This window comes from Desulfitobacterium elongatum, from assembly GCF_055378975.1.
In genome coordinates this window covers 3499398-3514032 of the sequence record NZ_AP038772.1, presented here as the reverse complement: position 1 = coordinate 3514032, position 14635 = coordinate 3499398, and the positions used below count along the sequence as shown (strand labels likewise).

General features: G+C 45.1%; 15 protein-coding genes and 1 pseudogene. 15 read left to right on the top strand and 1 reads right to left on the bottom strand.

Annotated features, from left to right (window positions below):
* Positions 1–142 precede the first annotated feature (142 nt).
* The 6 genes from ACZ42W_RS16650 to ACZ42W_RS16625 all read left to right on the top strand — a co-directional run bounded on the left by ACZ42W_RS16650 (position 143) and on the right by ACZ42W_RS16625 (position 6521).
* Complete coding sequence (locus ACZ42W_RS16650; RefSeq protein ID WP_464166390.1) at positions 143–1576, top strand: DUF3991 domain-containing protein; 1434 nt, start codon at positions 143–145, stop codon at positions 1574–1576.
* 13 nt (positions 1577–1589) lie between these two features.
* Positions 1590–3401, top strand: a complete 1812-nt coding sequence (locus ACZ42W_RS16645) for a VirD4-like conjugal transfer protein, CD1115 family (protein WP_464166389.1) — start codon at positions 1590–1592, stop codon at positions 3399–3401.
* A gap of 11 nt (positions 3402–3412) precedes the next feature.
* Positions 3413–3676: a helix-turn-helix domain-containing protein gene (locus tag ACZ42W_RS16640; RefSeq protein ID WP_464166388.1), complete on the top strand. Its 264-nt coding sequence runs from the start codon at positions 3413–3415 to the stop codon at positions 3674–3676.
* A 105-nt stretch (positions 3677–3781) separates the two neighbouring features.
* Positions 3782–5287 (top strand): IS5 family transposase, encoded by a 1506-nt coding sequence (locus ACZ42W_RS16635; RefSeq protein ID WP_464166387.1) that lies wholly within the window; start codon positions 3782–3784, stop codon positions 5285–5287.
* Positions 5288–5720: 433 nt separating this feature from the next.
* Positions 5721–5861: a hypothetical protein gene (locus ACZ42W_RS16630; protein WP_464166386.1), complete on the top strand. Its 141-nt coding sequence runs from the start codon at positions 5721–5723 to the stop codon at positions 5859–5861.
* Positions 5862–6194: 333 nt separating this feature from the next.
* Positions 6195–6521, top strand: coding sequence for a YnfA family protein (locus ACZ42W_RS16625; RefSeq protein WP_464166385.1), 327 nt, complete (start codon positions 6195–6197; stop codon positions 6519–6521).
* A gap of 69 nt (positions 6522–6590) precedes the next feature.
* Here the strand turns inward: ACZ42W_RS16625 and ACZ42W_RS16620 are convergent, their stop codons facing one another.
* Positions 6591–8012: a Na+/H+ antiporter NhaC family protein gene (locus tag ACZ42W_RS16620; protein WP_464166384.1), complete on the bottom strand. Its 1422-nt coding sequence runs from the start codon at positions 8010–8012 to the stop codon at positions 6591–6593.
* A 68-nt stretch (positions 8013–8080) separates the two neighbouring features.
* Here ACZ42W_RS16620 and ACZ42W_RS16615 point away from each other — a divergent pair, with 68 nt between their 5' ends.
* The 9 genes and pseudogenes from ACZ42W_RS16615 to ACZ42W_RS16575 all read left to right on the top strand — a co-directional run bounded on the left by ACZ42W_RS16615 (position 8081) and on the right by ACZ42W_RS16575 (position 14489).
* Complete coding sequence (locus ACZ42W_RS16615; RefSeq protein WP_464166383.1) at positions 8081–8473, top strand: hypothetical protein; 393 nt, start codon at positions 8081–8083, stop codon at positions 8471–8473.
* Positions 8421–8921 (top strand): annotated as a pseudogene (locus ACZ42W_RS16610) (heavy metal translocating P-type ATPase); the annotation flags it as partial. The gene ACZ42W_RS16615 and the pseudogene ACZ42W_RS16610, both read left to right, overlap by 53 nt.
* Before the next feature lie 52 nt (positions 8922–8973).
* Positions 8974–9129, top strand: coding sequence for a hypothetical protein (locus ACZ42W_RS16605; protein ID WP_464166382.1), 156 nt, complete (start codon positions 8974–8976; stop codon positions 9127–9129).
* A 205-nt stretch (positions 9130–9334) separates the two neighbouring features.
* On the top strand, positions 9335–9652 hold the full coding sequence (locus tag ACZ42W_RS16600; RefSeq protein WP_464166381.1) for a zinc ribbon domain-containing protein: 318 nt from the start codon (positions 9335–9337) through the stop codon (positions 9650–9652).
* Between the two features lie 253 nt (positions 9653–9905).
* Positions 9906–10181 carry a hypothetical protein gene (locus tag ACZ42W_RS16595; RefSeq protein ID WP_464166380.1) on the top strand — a complete coding sequence of 92 codons (276 nt, stop codon included), beginning with the start codon at positions 9906–9908 and terminating at the stop codon, positions 10179–10181.
* A 283-nt stretch (positions 10182–10464) separates the two neighbouring features.
* Positions 10465–10656, top strand: a complete 192-nt coding sequence (locus ACZ42W_RS16590; RefSeq protein ID WP_464166379.1) for an ATP-binding protein — start codon at positions 10465–10467, stop codon at positions 10654–10656.
* Positions 10657–10778: 122 nt separating this feature from the next.
* Positions 10779–11141, top strand: a complete 363-nt coding sequence (locus ACZ42W_RS16585) for a YckD family protein (protein ID WP_464166378.1) — start codon at positions 10779–10781, stop codon at positions 11139–11141.
* Between the two features lie 420 nt (positions 11142–11561).
* Positions 11562–13988 (top strand): heavy metal translocating P-type ATPase, encoded by a 2427-nt coding sequence (locus ACZ42W_RS16580; protein ID WP_464166377.1) that lies wholly within the window; start codon positions 11562–11564, stop codon positions 13986–13988.
* Between the two features lie 123 nt (positions 13989–14111).
* On the top strand, positions 14112–14489 hold the full coding sequence (locus ACZ42W_RS16575) for an ArsR/SmtB family transcription factor (protein ID WP_464166376.1): 378 nt from the start codon (positions 14112–14114) through the stop codon (positions 14487–14489).
* The last annotated feature ends 146 nt before the right edge of the window (positions 14490–14635 follow it).

Genomic DNA, 14635 nt, shown 5'->3' with positions numbered 1-14635 from the left:
GCCTCAACCAAAATATCAACAGAAAAAAGAACCGCTTCCCAGCAAACTCAATACGGCGTCTCTCAAACCATCCGCTCATCGGCGGGTGGCTTTTTTTCGCCGGTGCGGTAAGCGTAAACACTGACTAAGGAGGTTCTATGGTATGGCATATATTCATTTTACAGACGAGCAAAAGCGGCAGGCAAACTCTGTCGACCTGGTTGATTTCCTTCATCGTCAAGGAGAGCAGCTTGTGCGCTCAGGCCGAGAGTGGCGCTGGAAGCGTCATGACAGCGTTACTGTGCGCGGCAATCAGTGGTTTCGCCACAGCCGGAAGGAAGGCGGTCACGCTATTGATTTTGTTCAGCAGTTTTATGACATGAGCTTTCCTGAAGCTGTGAGCTATCTGCTCGGAGAGGACTCCGGCGTGGAGTGGAATCAGACGGTCAAGAGTGCCCCTGCTCCACGCAAGGAGTTCGCTCTTCCGGAGGCTAATCCTGACATGCGCCGGGTATTCGCATATCTGATAAAGCAAAGGTTCATAGACCGTGAGGTGCTGTCTCACTTCGCTCATGAAAAGCTGATATACGAAGACAAGGAATATCACAATGCGGTATTTGTTGGGCTGGATGAAAAAGGTGTCCCCCGCCATGCTCATAAGCGCGGAACATACACCCAGGGCGAACCCTACAAAGGAAACGCGGAGGGCAGCGATCCGAAATACAGCTTTCACTGGATTGGAGAGAGCGACACTCTTTATGTGTTCGAGGCGCCGGTGGATATGCTGTCCTTCACCACACTGCATCAGGATGGATGGAAACGGCACAGCTATGTCACATTGGACGGAGTATCGGAACACGCCTTGCTTCGTCAGCTGGAGCTGAATCCTCATCTGAAAAGCATCGTGCTGTGCTTGGATCATGACGAGGCAGGCATTGAAGCTGTCGGTCGCCTGAAGGATATCCTGTCGGGAAAGTGCTATGCGGATTTTTCCGTAATGCAGCCGCAGTACAAGGACTGGAATGAGGATCTTAAAGCCAGAAACGGCGTCAGTCCCATCCCGGCGCGGGAACATCCGAAGCTGGAGCTTCTGCCGAAGGTTGTTGGTGAGCTGCACGATTTGTGCAAAGCCCTTGCAACACATAAAGATATTGACGCCTTCCTCGTGGAGTGCGCCGAGGTGGTAGAGCCGCTTCTTGCCTCCGGCAAAACAGCAGCACTGAATACGGAAGCTGTTCGTGAATGCCTGCAGTGCATGGCGGCTGGCTCGCTTGCTGCCATGCAAAGGCAGCTCCGCCAGATAGAACAGCCTGTGACAATAGAGCAGCTTATTCAAAAGCTGCAGGACAGCTACCGTCCCCATGAGGATAGGGGCTGGCTGCGTACCAAAGCTGAACAGCTGCGCCAGGATGTTTCGGATATCAGCCGTCAGCTTCAGGCATCGGGTATCCGCACACTGGAGGATATGAATAAGCTCCTGACCTCCTATCAACGCCTTGCGCTGGACTGCGTCAAAATCATGATGTTTGTTGAGCAGGAGCTGCCGTCGATGCTTCCGGTGCAGGAGCAAGCAGTAAATTTTTCTATGACCATGTAAAGGAGGGATCGAATTGAAGACATCCCAAATCATAATCTTAACTGCTGCCGGCCTGACCATGTTTGGCGTTATCGGTTTGTTATCTCTCATAGCGCATTACTACACTTTAAACGGCATCAAGTCCAAAACAGTCGGCGACGGTCAGCACGGTACAGCTCGCTGGGCAACAAAACGGGAGATAAAAAAGACATATACCGAGGTTCCCTACGAGCCGGAGAAGTGGCGAAAGGGCGAAAGCCTTCCGAAAGCGCAGGGACTGATAGTCGGCTGGAGGAAAGCGTCGCTGTTTGACGATACCGCTCAGCACGGATATGCGATGGTAGACGATGACGATATCCATTGTCTGATGATCGGCGCGGCAGGCGTCGGCAAGACCGCTAACTTTCTTTATCCTAATCTGGAATATGCCTGCGCTTGCGGAATGAGTTTTGTGACCACCGACACCAAGGGCGATCTCTACCGCAATTATGCCGGGATTGCAAAAGAAAAATATGGATACGATGTTGCTGTCATTGACCTGAGAAACCCCACCCGCTCGGACGGAAACAATCTGCTCCATCTGGTCAACCGGTATATGGACGCATATCTTAATAATCCTCAGAACCTTGCGTTTAAAGCCAGAGCGGAGAAATATGCCAAGATCACCGCCAAGACCATCATCTCCTCCGGTGGCTTCGATACAGCGATGGCTGGACAAAACGCCTTCTTCTATGACGCGGCGGAAGGGCTGCTGACTTCCGTGATTCTGCTTATTGCGGAATACTGTGAGCCGAGGCAGAGGCACATCGTGTCGGTATTCAAGCTCATACAGGATCTGCTGGCGCCCAGCGGCGTCAAGGGTAGGACTTTGTTTCAGCTGCTTCTTGCTCATCTGCCGGATGAGCACAAGACCAAGTGGTTCGCCGGGGCGGCACTCAATTCGGCGGAGCAGGCCATGCAGAGTGTCCTCTCAACTGCCCTATCCAGATTGAACGCTTTTCTGGATTCCGAGCTGGAGCAAATTCTATGCTTTGACACGGCAATCGATGCGGAAAGGTTCTGCACCCAAAAAAGCGCAATCTTCCTGGTGATGCCGGAAGAAGATAACACAAAGTATTTCATCATCAGCCTGATCGTACAGCAGCTCTATCGCGAGATCCTGTCGGTGGCCGACGAGCATGGCGGCAAGCTCCCCAATCGTGTAATGATGTTCCTCGACGAGATCGGTACCATCCCTAAAATTGAGTCGGCAGAGATGATGTTTTCCGCTTCCCGCTCCCGACGCGTGTCTATCGTTGCCATCATACAGAGCTTTGCACAGCTGGAGAAAAACTATGGCCGAGAGGGTTCGGCCATCATTATAGACAACTGTCAGGATACTGTGTTCGGCGGTTTTGCTCCCAACAGTGAATCGGCACAGATTTTGTCAAAAGCCATGGGCAGCAAGACCGTCATGAGCGGTTCGATCAGCCGGGGTAAAAACGACCCGTCGCAGAGTCTGCAGATGATCGAGCGGCCATTGATGACTCCCGACGAGTTAAAGTCCATGCCAAAGGGCCATTTTATCGTTACCAAGACCGGAGAATACCCGATGCGCACCCGGCTGAAGCTATTCACGGAATGGGGCATTACCTTCGGGAAGCCTTATGAGATTGCCGAACAATCAGCCAGAGAAGTGGAGTATGCCGACAGGCGCAGAGTGGAGGAAGAAATCATCCGCCGTCACTCTGCCTGTGTGGATGTGCCGGAGGAAGCTGAAGCTTCCGCATCAAGAGGATTACTCCATACGCCGAATCAGGAGCCGGAAGCGCCGACCAGGACAAAAGCACCTGTTCGGATTGAATAGGAGGTGAAGCTGTGGGTTACTTTTCTTCTCTTTATTCCTCGGAGCTTCCGCATCGCGCGAGGGCTGTATTTATGTACTTGCATGACCGCGCAGATAAGGAAGGCAAATGCTACCCGGCGATTGGTACCATCGCCAAGGAACTGAAGCTGTCCCGAAGCACCGTGAAACGCGCCATAGCTGACCTTGAAAAAAGTGGCCGTCTGCGTAAGGAGCAAAGGTGGCGCGAGAACGGCGGCAAGAGCAGCAATCTGTATTATTTAGGGCTTGCTGAATAGGCCAAAAATCACGAAATAACAAGGGTTTCAGGGTCTTTATGTCGAATCCTTATGCAAGGAAATATTGAAAAACAGATTAAAAACCTTGCACTTAGGGGGATGACCATGTACCGCCAACCGAGTAATCAATTAAAAATAGAAGACTTTGTTTTGCCATTTGAAGGAAAGCTTAATCCCGAAAATCGGTGGGTTAAGTTATCCAAGCTTATTCCTTGGGAGGAAATCGAAAAGGACTATGCTGAGCTTTTCCCATCTAGCACAGGGACCGAAGCCAAACCCCTTCGGATGGCGTTGGGCGCTCTTCTCATCAAAGAAAAATGTGGGTATTCTGATCGAGAAACGGTTGAGCAAATCATGGAAAACCCTTATTTGCAGTTCTTCATTGGCTTAGAACGTTATCAGGATGATAAAGCTCCCTTTGACCCATCGCTGATGGTTCATTTTCGCAAACGATTAGACAAAGAGACCATGATGGAAATTAATGAGATGATCTGCCAGCAGGAGAAACAGCCGTTTGAAGCTGAAGTAGAAAAAGAAAACAAGAAGTCCAAAGAACCTCAAGATCCTGGAGAACCCCCTGTTTCAGGTGGCACTCCAGAAGACATGACTCAAACCACCCAGCCAACACGTAAAGGAAAACTGCTTCTGGATGCGACGTGCGCTCCGGCCGATGTTCGTTATCCAACGGATCTCTCTTTGTTAAATGAAGCTAGAGAAAAGACGGAAGCGATCATCGATGCTCTGCACCATGTAAATCTAGGACTCAAGAAAAAACCACGCACTTACCGTAAAAAGGCTCGTAAACAATACCTCACGGTTGCAAAACAGCGTAAACCTCAAACGAAGACCATTCGCAAGGCCATCGGCAAACAGCTCGGATATGTGGGAAGAAACCTGAAAACGATTGACTCTCTACTCAGCCTAGAAGGGCATGGTCACTTAAGTCGACGTCAATGCAAAAACCTAGAAACAATTCGCACCCTTTACCAACAACAGCGCACCATGTACACCTTGAAGAGTCATCAAATAGATGATCGGATCGTGAGCATCAGCCAATCCCATATTCGTCCGATCGTAAGGGGTAAAGCCAAGGCATCTACGGAATTTGGTGCCAAAGTAGCAATCAGTATGGTTGACGGCTATATGTATGTGGATGAACTCAGTTGGGACCCCTTCAATGAAAGTGTTAACTTGGAGCAAGCGGTTGAAGATTACAAGAAACGCTTTGGCTATTATCCAGAAGCCATTTTAGCGGATCAAATCTACCGGAATCGCGACAACCGAGCATTCTGCAAGAAGAAGGGCATTCGCCTGAGTGGTCCAGCTTTGGGACGGCGAAAAGTCGATGAAACAAAGAAAACAGAACGACTTGAAATCCAAGACATGAGTGAACGCAACGCTGTCGAAGGTGGATTTGGAGTAGGTAAGCGAAGATACGGTCTAGGCCGAATTATGGCACGTTTGAAAGAGACGGTTGAGAGTGTGATTATGCTGCAATTCATTGTCATGAACTTGGAGCATCGGCTCAGAGTTCTTTTTTACCCTTTTTACGTTTTCTTTTTAAGAAGGATGCAGGATTTACTTAAACTGTCTATACCTGTGATGAATTAAAATTTATGAGGTTGTTCAGCAACCCCTATTTAGCGCAACCTAATTCCAGCTAATTGGTTAAAAAATGACCTTCCCCGCCAAGGGGAAGGTCAGCCCTATCAATGGACTATGGAAGGGTCCATGATGAACTGAGAAGGCGAACCTATCACTCTAAGAATATATAACGCCAGAAAAAGAACATGAACAATATCATATACACACCAGTGAATTTTATATATGTAAAACAGGAGTATGTTATGACCACGCAGGATTTTGCGAGGCACGAGATGATTTGATGTATAAATACGGCTTTCCAGAGGCATGTCATTATAACCGCTTTCTATACAGGCTTTACAGCATGTCAAGATTATTCCCTTCATGGTTTTTCATAAGTGAGAACAAAAAGGAGATGTGATATAATAAATACAATTATTTGGGAAGATGGTGAGAAAAAATGGAGGACTGTTGTGCTATTCAAATTGAACCAATAAAATTTGACTTTGGGTATAGTTGCCCGGAGTGCGGCGATAAGGGCAGACCGATGAAGATAATTACTTTAAAAAGCCTGTTAGTGCCAAATGCATTAGCCAACTAGAACCTTCAGTTTCTTACAAAATGTGTACCAACAGAGCATGTTCCGTTGTTTATTTTCAGCGAAAAACAGGATGTATTTGAAACGAAAGACATGAAAGTTGAAGTATACACAAAAAGTGATGACGAAGACTGCCCAGTTTGTTACTGTTTCGGATGGACTAAGAAAAGAGTGATACAAGAATTTGAGGAAACGGGCAGAACTACTGCCTTAGAGGAGATAATCGTACATACAAAGGCAGGTCGTTGTGGCTGTGAGGTAAATAACCCAGAGGGTTCTTGTTGCATCGGTAACATAAAACGCCTTTTAGAGTCAATTACTAAGGAGGGTTAATTCGTGTTTAACGCAATTATACTATTTATTCTCGCTGGTTTAGCCGAAATAGGGGGAGGTTACTTAGTCTGGCTTTGGCTGAGGGAAGCAAAGCCATTTTGGTATGGGATTCTAGGAGGACTAATCCTCATTCTTTACGGCGTCATACCCACCTTGCAGAAATTCCCGAACTTTGGCAGAGTTTATGCAGCCTATGGAGGAGTTTTCGTTTTTCTTGCAGTCTTATGGGGCTGGGGAATTGATAAGAAAGTACCTGATACATACGATTGGATAGGGACTGCTATTTGTTTAGTTGGTGTGTCGATAATGTTGTGGGCACCACGCCATTGAAGACCATCCCCATCCACATTGATAGGTAACAATTCCTTGTTACCGTGAGTTATCCATACTTTGGCTATATTATCCTAACAAAGCTTGAGTAACTATAAAAAGTATAGTCGAAAGTCCGATTACCACTAAAGCATAAGGTAAAGTGGTCTGAACGTGATCGATAATGCTTACTTCTGTGACAGAGGCTGTTAAAATAGGTGTCTCGCCAAGAGGGGAGACGGTGTCTCCCACTGAGCCTCCAGCCAACACTGCACCTACAATGAGGGGAATATTCACTCCGGAGCTAAAAGCCAGTTGAAGGCCCAGCGGCATGATTAAAGCCCATGTGGCCCAAGACGATCCGATAAAGTAGGAAGTAAAGGCTCCAATAAGAAATACAATCGCCGGGATGAAGAGTTTCGGGACTGTCGCTCCTACGGTACGGGAGATAAACTCTATAAATCCTAAATCTTGAGTAGCACTGGATAAAGACCAGCTTAGGATGAGAATGACGATGGGAGGGAGAAGTTCCGTTCCTCCGGCTAAAAAGAAACTCTCAATCTGAGATAGCGGGACTTTCTGCAGAACATACAAAAGAGTTGTTAAAATTAGCGTTACAAAAGTCGCGATAAAAATAGACTTTTCAAACTGGGCGTTTATAAGCGCTTCGAGGAAGCTTCTTCCTTTGCCTTGTCCGGTGTACCAAAAAAGAAAAACAATCAGGCTGATTAAAAGGACTAAAGGGATGAAGAGATTGCTTGCTCGCGGGGGAAACTTCTGCTCAAATTCTGACTCTTCGTGCGCTTCATGACTATTATGAACTCCGCCTGACAATTTCCCACCACTGCTGAAACGCCAGCGACCGAATCCAAGACCAAGGAAGATTATTAGGAAACTGATGATAATCATACCTATGGAAAAAAAGTTATAGGGAATACTTTTAAGATACAGCGTGTAGGCTGAGCCGGGCATTCCGGCTTTTTTCATACCGGATGCAATGACTCCAAGAATATAACCGACGTAGGTGGTAGCTACTGGGATTAAAACAATGAGTTGAGATGAGGTCACGTTAATCACTAAAGCTAGCTTTTCTTTGGAGCCATTGACTTTTTCAATGAGGGGATTGGAAACGGTTCCCGTCGCGATGACGTGGAAACAACAGTCCAAAAAAGTAACAGGGGTAACAGCCCAGACGGAGAGGAGGGCACCTCTCTCATTTTTCACCCAACGACTTGCCAGAGAAGAAAAACCTTTAATCCCGCCTGCAACTTTAAAGATTTCAGTAAGTGCACCTAATAAAAAGAGAAACAAGATGATGTATGCGTTTTCAGGGCTTGAAAATGCTTCTATGATGTAGTCGGATGTTTTGAATATACCTGAAAATAGGTTGCCCGTAACCAGGATTCCTCCGGCTATGAGCCCAAATGAAAGAGAAGGGATGATCCGTTTAGTTAGGATAGCGGTTCCTAACGTTATTAAGGCAGGAATAATTGATAACCAATTTCCGTTCATTTAACCTCCATTTAGCCCCACCGGTGCGGCACAAACGTGCTTGTGTTTCTGCGCCGGGGGGCTTTTATTTGCTGTTAGTTTTTTCTTTAGAAGATTTGCCATTTATGCATAGATATAGTGTCAGTTTGAATCGACATTATTATACGGTTTTTCGTATCTTGGATGGAGAAAAAAGTTCAAGCTTGGAGAAGGGAAAAATGTTGTCAAGAATAATCTTATTTGATATACTAACATATGAACAAATATTCATATATAAAATTGAGGTGGAACTTATGAAACTAGAAAATCCTAAGGACATAGAGCAAAACCCAGTTTGCGAAGTGCAATGTGTTCACTCTGATCTAATCAGCACTTACGTCAATCAGATTATAACTTCTGCTCAAGCCAATCATCTCGCCGATCTCTTCAAAACTGGTAGCCGTGGAAAACCAAAGAGACAAGAGCAGCAACCAGCAACCTGAGAAGTCTCTGCTTGGCGGAAAGCTAACGGGCATTATCATTGCCGCCATCCTTTTGGCTATTGGCTTGCTTTTCGGTTCTAAGTGGCATGGCACCTCATTAGAACCGATCGAGTACGTTGTTTACCTGTCGGCTTATGTGTTGGTCGGTTATGAAGTGCTGAGCACGGCTTTTAGAAATATTCTCAGAGGTTCGGTGTTTGATGAAAATTTCCTGATGGCTTTAGCAACCATTGGCGCTATTGCGATTCACCAGTTATCCGAAGCCGTTGGCGTTATGTTGTTTTATTCTGTCGGTGAATATATTCAGGCGCGGGCCGTTGACCGTTCCCGTCGTTCCATACAAGATTTAATGGATATCAGGCCGGATTATGCGAACCTGATTAACCAGTTAGATGTGGTCAAGGTCGATCCGGAAGATGTGCAAATTGGCCAACATATCATGGTGCGTCGTTCTTGCTATGGTAATTAAGCTTGGGTTTATCATCCTGGGAGCCTTCGGCGTGGCAAATATGTGGGAGGCAGTTTTTGCCGATGTAGGTGTGGCTTTACTGGCTATCCTCAATGCAACCAGGATCAGAACCTATTTGGCACCTCAAACGGGCAATGTTAGTGAGAAAAAAATAATCAATGTTTTGAGTGGAAGTTCAGCTAAGTAAACGGCTCAAAGGCGACCAAACAAGGAGCGGTCAGCAACCTTTACTAGGGAAGGGGGGTATTTTCACGGTGACATGTCTTCATTTTTAGGCAACTCATATGTACTTTTGGACACAGTGGATAACCATAATATATGAGATGAAATTTGTAAGGCGAAAGTCAAAAAATGCAAGAATTAGCGAGAAATTTATTGAGGGAGGAATTAAATTGGGCTTTGATCATTTGTTGGAGGGACTTTTCCGCCATCAGGGTGGACATCACGGTGGTCATCACGACTCACACCATGAAAGAGAGGATCGGTACAACCACTATTCTAATGAAAGCTTGAACGTTGGTGAAGAAGGTTATAATACATTAGCCGAATATTGCCCGAACTGTGGTAGTCCGGGCAAGCCCGAAGCGCTTTTCTGTATCCAGTGTGGAACGGCAATGGGAAGGGAAAGGGAAAGGCGCTGTGTCAAGTGTCAAAGCGCTGTACCGATCGGAGCAAAGTTTTGCTCCAATTGTGGTATTCAGCAAGAGTAAAGTTATTTGTAGTAATACAAAAGAAAAGTAACTTGTCGATAAAGAAAAGAATTGACAAAGGTGTTTACTGAAAAAATCACCTTTGTCTTTTTTCTGAAATAACTAGCTTGCATGTCTCACCAGTATTGTCTGATTTTCTTATGTAACAAAAATGTTTAGAATCCTCATGCAGCCACAACTTTAGCTTAGGGGTATAATAGGTGTTAGAAAACAGTCAAGAATAATTGCATTTTAGTCTAGGAGTTGAGAATTTGTGAGAAAACTAAAAAATGTGCTTGTTATCTGCGGCCTTGCCGTATTTGCGGTTGTTGGTATTTCCATTGTAAGGGCTATTGCCGCACCGGCCCCATGGGAACAATCTTGGCCAGCCAACACAGCACAGGATCAGGCTTTGACATCGAAAAAATCCCCGGCTGCTCTCGTATCTTCGACACCAGCACCATCAAACTCTCCTGGTTCTGAACCCGCCTTGACTTCACCTGCTTCAGTTTCTCCATCTACTCCGTCTCAGTCAATCACTCCAGTTTAGCCAGATGTTTCTTCAACTGCTCCTCCTGCTTCAATTAATCAGCCTGCCTCTATTCAGTCGGTTTCTCCCAAAGTGGTAACACCAACACCGGGTACGGCTACCCCAGGGAACCCGAGCGGTCCGGGTTATTGGTGCAGACAGATGGGTCCAGACTTTCGCCCGTCCTATAGTTGGTATCCTGCAAATGGTATGAGCGACGGGAACAGTGGGTCTGGAACTTACTGGCACGATTAATCTGAGCGGAGTTGTTTTTAACCAGACCTGGACGAGTGAGGGAACTCATATGCGGAATAACGTGTTGATCGCGGATGATAACGAACGAATTCGGGAAATTGTGAGGCTCTATTTGGAGGCAGACGGTTTTATAGTATCTGTTGTCAAGCAGATTGTGGAGAAGCATGGCGGGAAGGTTTCGGCGGACAGCCGATTGGGTTTGGGGTCAATTTTTACGGTTTACCTACCGCTGGCTGAATGAGTGCCATATTAAAAGTGCTATTATCGGTGCTCTCAATGTTACAAAAATGTTAAAATCCCGTCACCAATCTGTAAAATTCTTCATGTAAACTATAGCTAACAAATATAAAGGGGGCACTTCTTATGAAAAGGAAAAAATTCATTCTAATTCTTGCGTCTGTCTTTATCCTAGCTATGGTTGCAGTTCCTACATATGCTGCAGTAACAGATCAGCAGAAAACAGAAATTGATGCTTTGAACAAGCAGATTGTAGAGTTGCAGAAACAGATCGTTGATAAATACGCTGAGGCTGGAGAAATTACTAAGGCTCAAGCGGATTCAACTAAGGCTAACATAGACCTCTCAGAACAGTATAGGCAACAATATGCCCAGAAGTTTGGTTCTGCAGCGCCTGCTCAAGGTTATGGCCCAGGTTTAGGATATGGACCGGGCTACTACGGAGGCTGGGGAGCAAATGCTGGTGGTTATTACGGTGGTTGCTGGTAAAGAATATATATCTCGTTAGAAAAAACGGCTCATTAGAGCCGTTTTTGTATGTCAGGCAGTTTTATCTGCAAAGGTTAATGTCCTCGTGCCGTAACAACACGGAAGCATTAGCCAAGGAGACAAGGAGACAAGGTTTATTCATGAGGAGGGTTTCTGAGGGGTTTGAAGGAAGAAAAAACAAAGAGAATAGGCTATAAAAAGTAGATATGTCAGCAAATTTAAGTGAAGCATTAGCGAATGATTGGTTAAACTACTGATTGATAGACGGTGATAAATTTACAGGATAAGTTGCGAGTGATACTAAAAACAATCTTGTAGAAACTGAATTCTTTTGATATACTACATATGAACAGATATTCATATATCGAATTGAGGCCGCAATAGATAAGAGAAATACAAAAGATGTTTGGAGGGAAAGAAATGGTAGATAAAAATTTTAATCGATCTGAGGAACGTGTGAAATTCAGAATCGAAGGCGAATTCTGTGCGAATTGTTCGGCAAAGATGGAAAGAGCATTGAGTTCAACCGAAGGAATTGGGGAGACGAGCATCAATTATGCGATGAAAACGGTTTTCTTACCTCCTTCAATGGTTAACCAGGCCCAAACTATCATTGAGAAAATCGAACCGGGAGTTAAACTTGTCGAAGCGAATGAGAAAAAGTCTGCTAGTTCCTCAGACAAACTTCAATACCGTATTGAAGGGGAGTTTTGCGCGAACTGCTCTGCGAAAATGGAGCGGGCGCTCAGTGCTACGGAAGGAATCGGAGAAACAGCGATTAACTATGCGACGAAAACCGTTTACTTGCCTCCTTCGATGATGAGTCAGGCGCAAGAGATCATGGAGAGGATTGAGCCAGGGGTTAAACTCGTTCCGATTGAAAGAAGTAAATCGAAGAGTCCTGTTGAGAACGAAGAAAAGGAAGCAAAAGAAACGCGTCAAAAATTAACAACAATTTTGATTGCAGGTATTCTCTTTGCTATAGGATTGATATTCGGATCAAAATGGCACAATACTTCGTTCGAAATTCTTGAGTATCTTGTATATTTAGCGGCCTATTTATTGGTCGGACGTGAAGTTTTAGAGAAAGCATTCCGAAACATTATTCGTGGATCAATTTTCGATGAAAACTTCTTAATGGCCCTAGCTACGATTGGAGCCATTGCCATTCACGAGCTTCCTGAAGCTGTAGGTGTCATGCTCTTCTATTCCGTAGGAGAGTATTTCGAAGATCGTGCCGTGAATCGTTCACGCCGTTCGATTCAAGCGGTGCTGAATATTCGTCCAGACTACGCTAACCTAGTGAATCAATTAGATGTAAAAAAAGTTGACCCTGAAGAGGTTCATATCGGGCAACAGATTTTAATTCGACCTGGAGAAAAGGTTCCGTTGGATGGCGAAATTGTTCATGGAACCTCATTCGTAGATACTTCGGCTTTAACGGGTGAATCCGTACCTCGAAAAGTCGAAGTTGGAGATACAGTTCTCGCGGGTATGATCAACACTTCGGGTGTTCTTACGGTTAGAGTCACCAAGGAGTTTGCAGACTCCTCGGTTCAGAAAATCCTTGACCTTGTGGAGAACGCTAGTACACGTAAGGCAAAGACGGAGAAGTTCATTACGACGTTTGCTCGGTACTACACGCCGGCCATTGTTGTTGTTGCTTTAGGGATTGCACTGATTCCGCCGTTCTTTATGGGAGGCGATTTTAGGGAGTGGCTCTATCGTGCCATGACGATCCTGGTTATCTCTTGTCCTTGTGCACTGGTGATATCTGTACCTCTCGGTTATTTTGGGGGAATCGGTGGCGCATCGCGTCACGGGATTTTAGTGAAGGGAGCTAATTATTTAGAAGCTTTAACTGATGTTCGTACTGTGATATTTGATAAGACAGGTACACTCACTCAAGGGGTGTTTGAAGTCAATAAGATTGAAGCGATGAATGAATACACAGAAGAGCAACTTCTCGAAATAGCTGCCACCGTTGAAGCCCACTCCAGTCATCCCATTGCAAAATCGATTCGGGATCGATGGGGTAAAGAGATTGACACGGCTTCTATCGCAAGTTATGAAGAAATCAGTGGAAAAGGAATTCGTGCCGTATTAAATGGAAAAGCAGTTTTCGCAGGGAAGAAAGACCTTTTGCTCCAGAATTCAATTTTGGTTCCGGAATTGAAAATAAATGAAGTGGGTACTCAAGTTTATATCGCGGTCGATGGCAAATATATAGGTAATCTTCTTATTTCGGATCGGGCAAAAGAGGGAGCCAAAGAAGCAGTTGCCAACTTAAATCAAGCAGGAATTACCACAGTGATGCTGACAGGTGACCATAGTACCGTTGCGAAGGCTGTATCTGAGCAGTTAGGAATTAAAGAGTATCATGCCGATTTACTTCCGGAAGAGAAGGTCACTTGGCTTGAAAAATATTTGCAGAAAGAAAATGGAAAAGGTAAGGTTGTCTTTGTTGGAGATGGAATTAACGATGCACCGGTATTAACCCGAGCCGATATTGGAGTCGCTATGGGAGGCTTAGGATCAGATGCGGCGATTGAAGCAGCAGACGTTGTTCTCATGGAAGATCAACCGAGTAAACTGGTTAGTGCAATCGATATTGCCCGTTTCACGAAGAAAATTATTTGGCAGAATATCGGTTTTGCATTAGTAATTAAACTTGGATTCATCGTGTTAGGGATGTTTGGTGTAGCCAATATGTGGGAAGCTGTCTTTGCAGATGTTGGGGTAGCCTTGCTCGCTATATTAAACGCAACACGCGTAAGGCGCTATTCTAACCCGGAAAAGGGAGAAGCTCATACTAACACTCAGATGAAAGAATTAACAGCACGTTAAAAACTTATTTTAGGCAATGTTTGTGCCGGATTTTTTTCTTGGCCTGTAATCCGCTTGTAAGAATAGAGATTTACTGTTATATTACTAATCAGCAGGTATTAGCATTATGAGGTGAATCTTACGATGATGTCTAATAAGCATAATAATGATAGTGAAAACCTAATCTGTGATATTGTCTGCGTTCATCCGGATGTGGTTCGCACGTATTCTGATCAAATCTTAAGTCTAGATCGAGCAACTGAACTTGCCGATTTATTTAAGACGCTTGGAGATCCTACACGTATACGAATAATGGATGCACTCGCTAAGTCGGAATTCTGTGTTTGTGATTTGGCTGAGCTTCTAGACTTAAGTCAGTCTGCTACCTCTCATCAACTGAGAGTTCTTCGTAATAGTAATCTTGTGAAATACCGGCGGGATGGGAAAATGGTGTATTATTCCCTCCAGGATAATCACGTGCAAGAGCTTTACCGCCAGGGGCTAGAGCATATCGACGAATGAGTATCAATAACTCTAAAATAGTCACCCCGTATCACGATTGAGTGGTACGGGGTTTTTAACAAATTTGTTAAATTCATGTTAGATTATTGTAATAAAAAAAACCTATAATTAACATATTCCATTAGAGGGACTATACAAAGAGAGGG

Excerpts from the sequence above, each read along its gene's own strand:
- ACZ42W_RS16650 (WP_464166390.1), top strand. The coding sequence starts at position 143 with ATGGCATATATTCATTTTACAGACGAGCAAAAGCGGCAGGCAAACTCT.
- ACZ42W_RS16635 (WP_464166387.1), top strand. The coding sequence starts at position 3,782 with ATGTACCGCCAACCGAGTAATCAATTAAAAATAGAAGACTTTGTTTTG.
- ACZ42W_RS16630 (WP_464166386.1), top strand. The coding sequence starts at position 5,721 with ATGGAGGACTGTTGTGCTATTCAAATTGAACCAATAAAATTTGACTTT.
- ACZ42W_RS16620 (WP_464166384.1), bottom strand. The coding sequence starts at position 8,012 with ATGAACGGAAATTGGTTATCAATTATTCCTGCCTTAATAACGTTAGGA.
- ACZ42W_RS16590 (WP_464166379.1), top strand. The coding sequence starts at position 10,465 with ATGCGGAATAACGTGTTGATCGCGGATGATAACGAACGAATTCGGGAA.
- ACZ42W_RS16585 (WP_464166378.1), top strand. The coding sequence starts at position 10,779 with ATGAAAAGGAAAAAATTCATTCTAATTCTTGCGTCTGTCTTTATCCTA.
- ACZ42W_RS16580 (WP_464166377.1), top strand. The coding sequence starts at position 11,562 with ATGGTAGATAAAAATTTTAATCGATCTGAGGAACGTGTGAAATTCAGA.
- ACZ42W_RS16575 (WP_464166376.1), top strand. The coding sequence starts at position 14,112 with ATGATGTCTAATAAGCATAATAATGATAGTGAAAACCTAATCTGTGAT.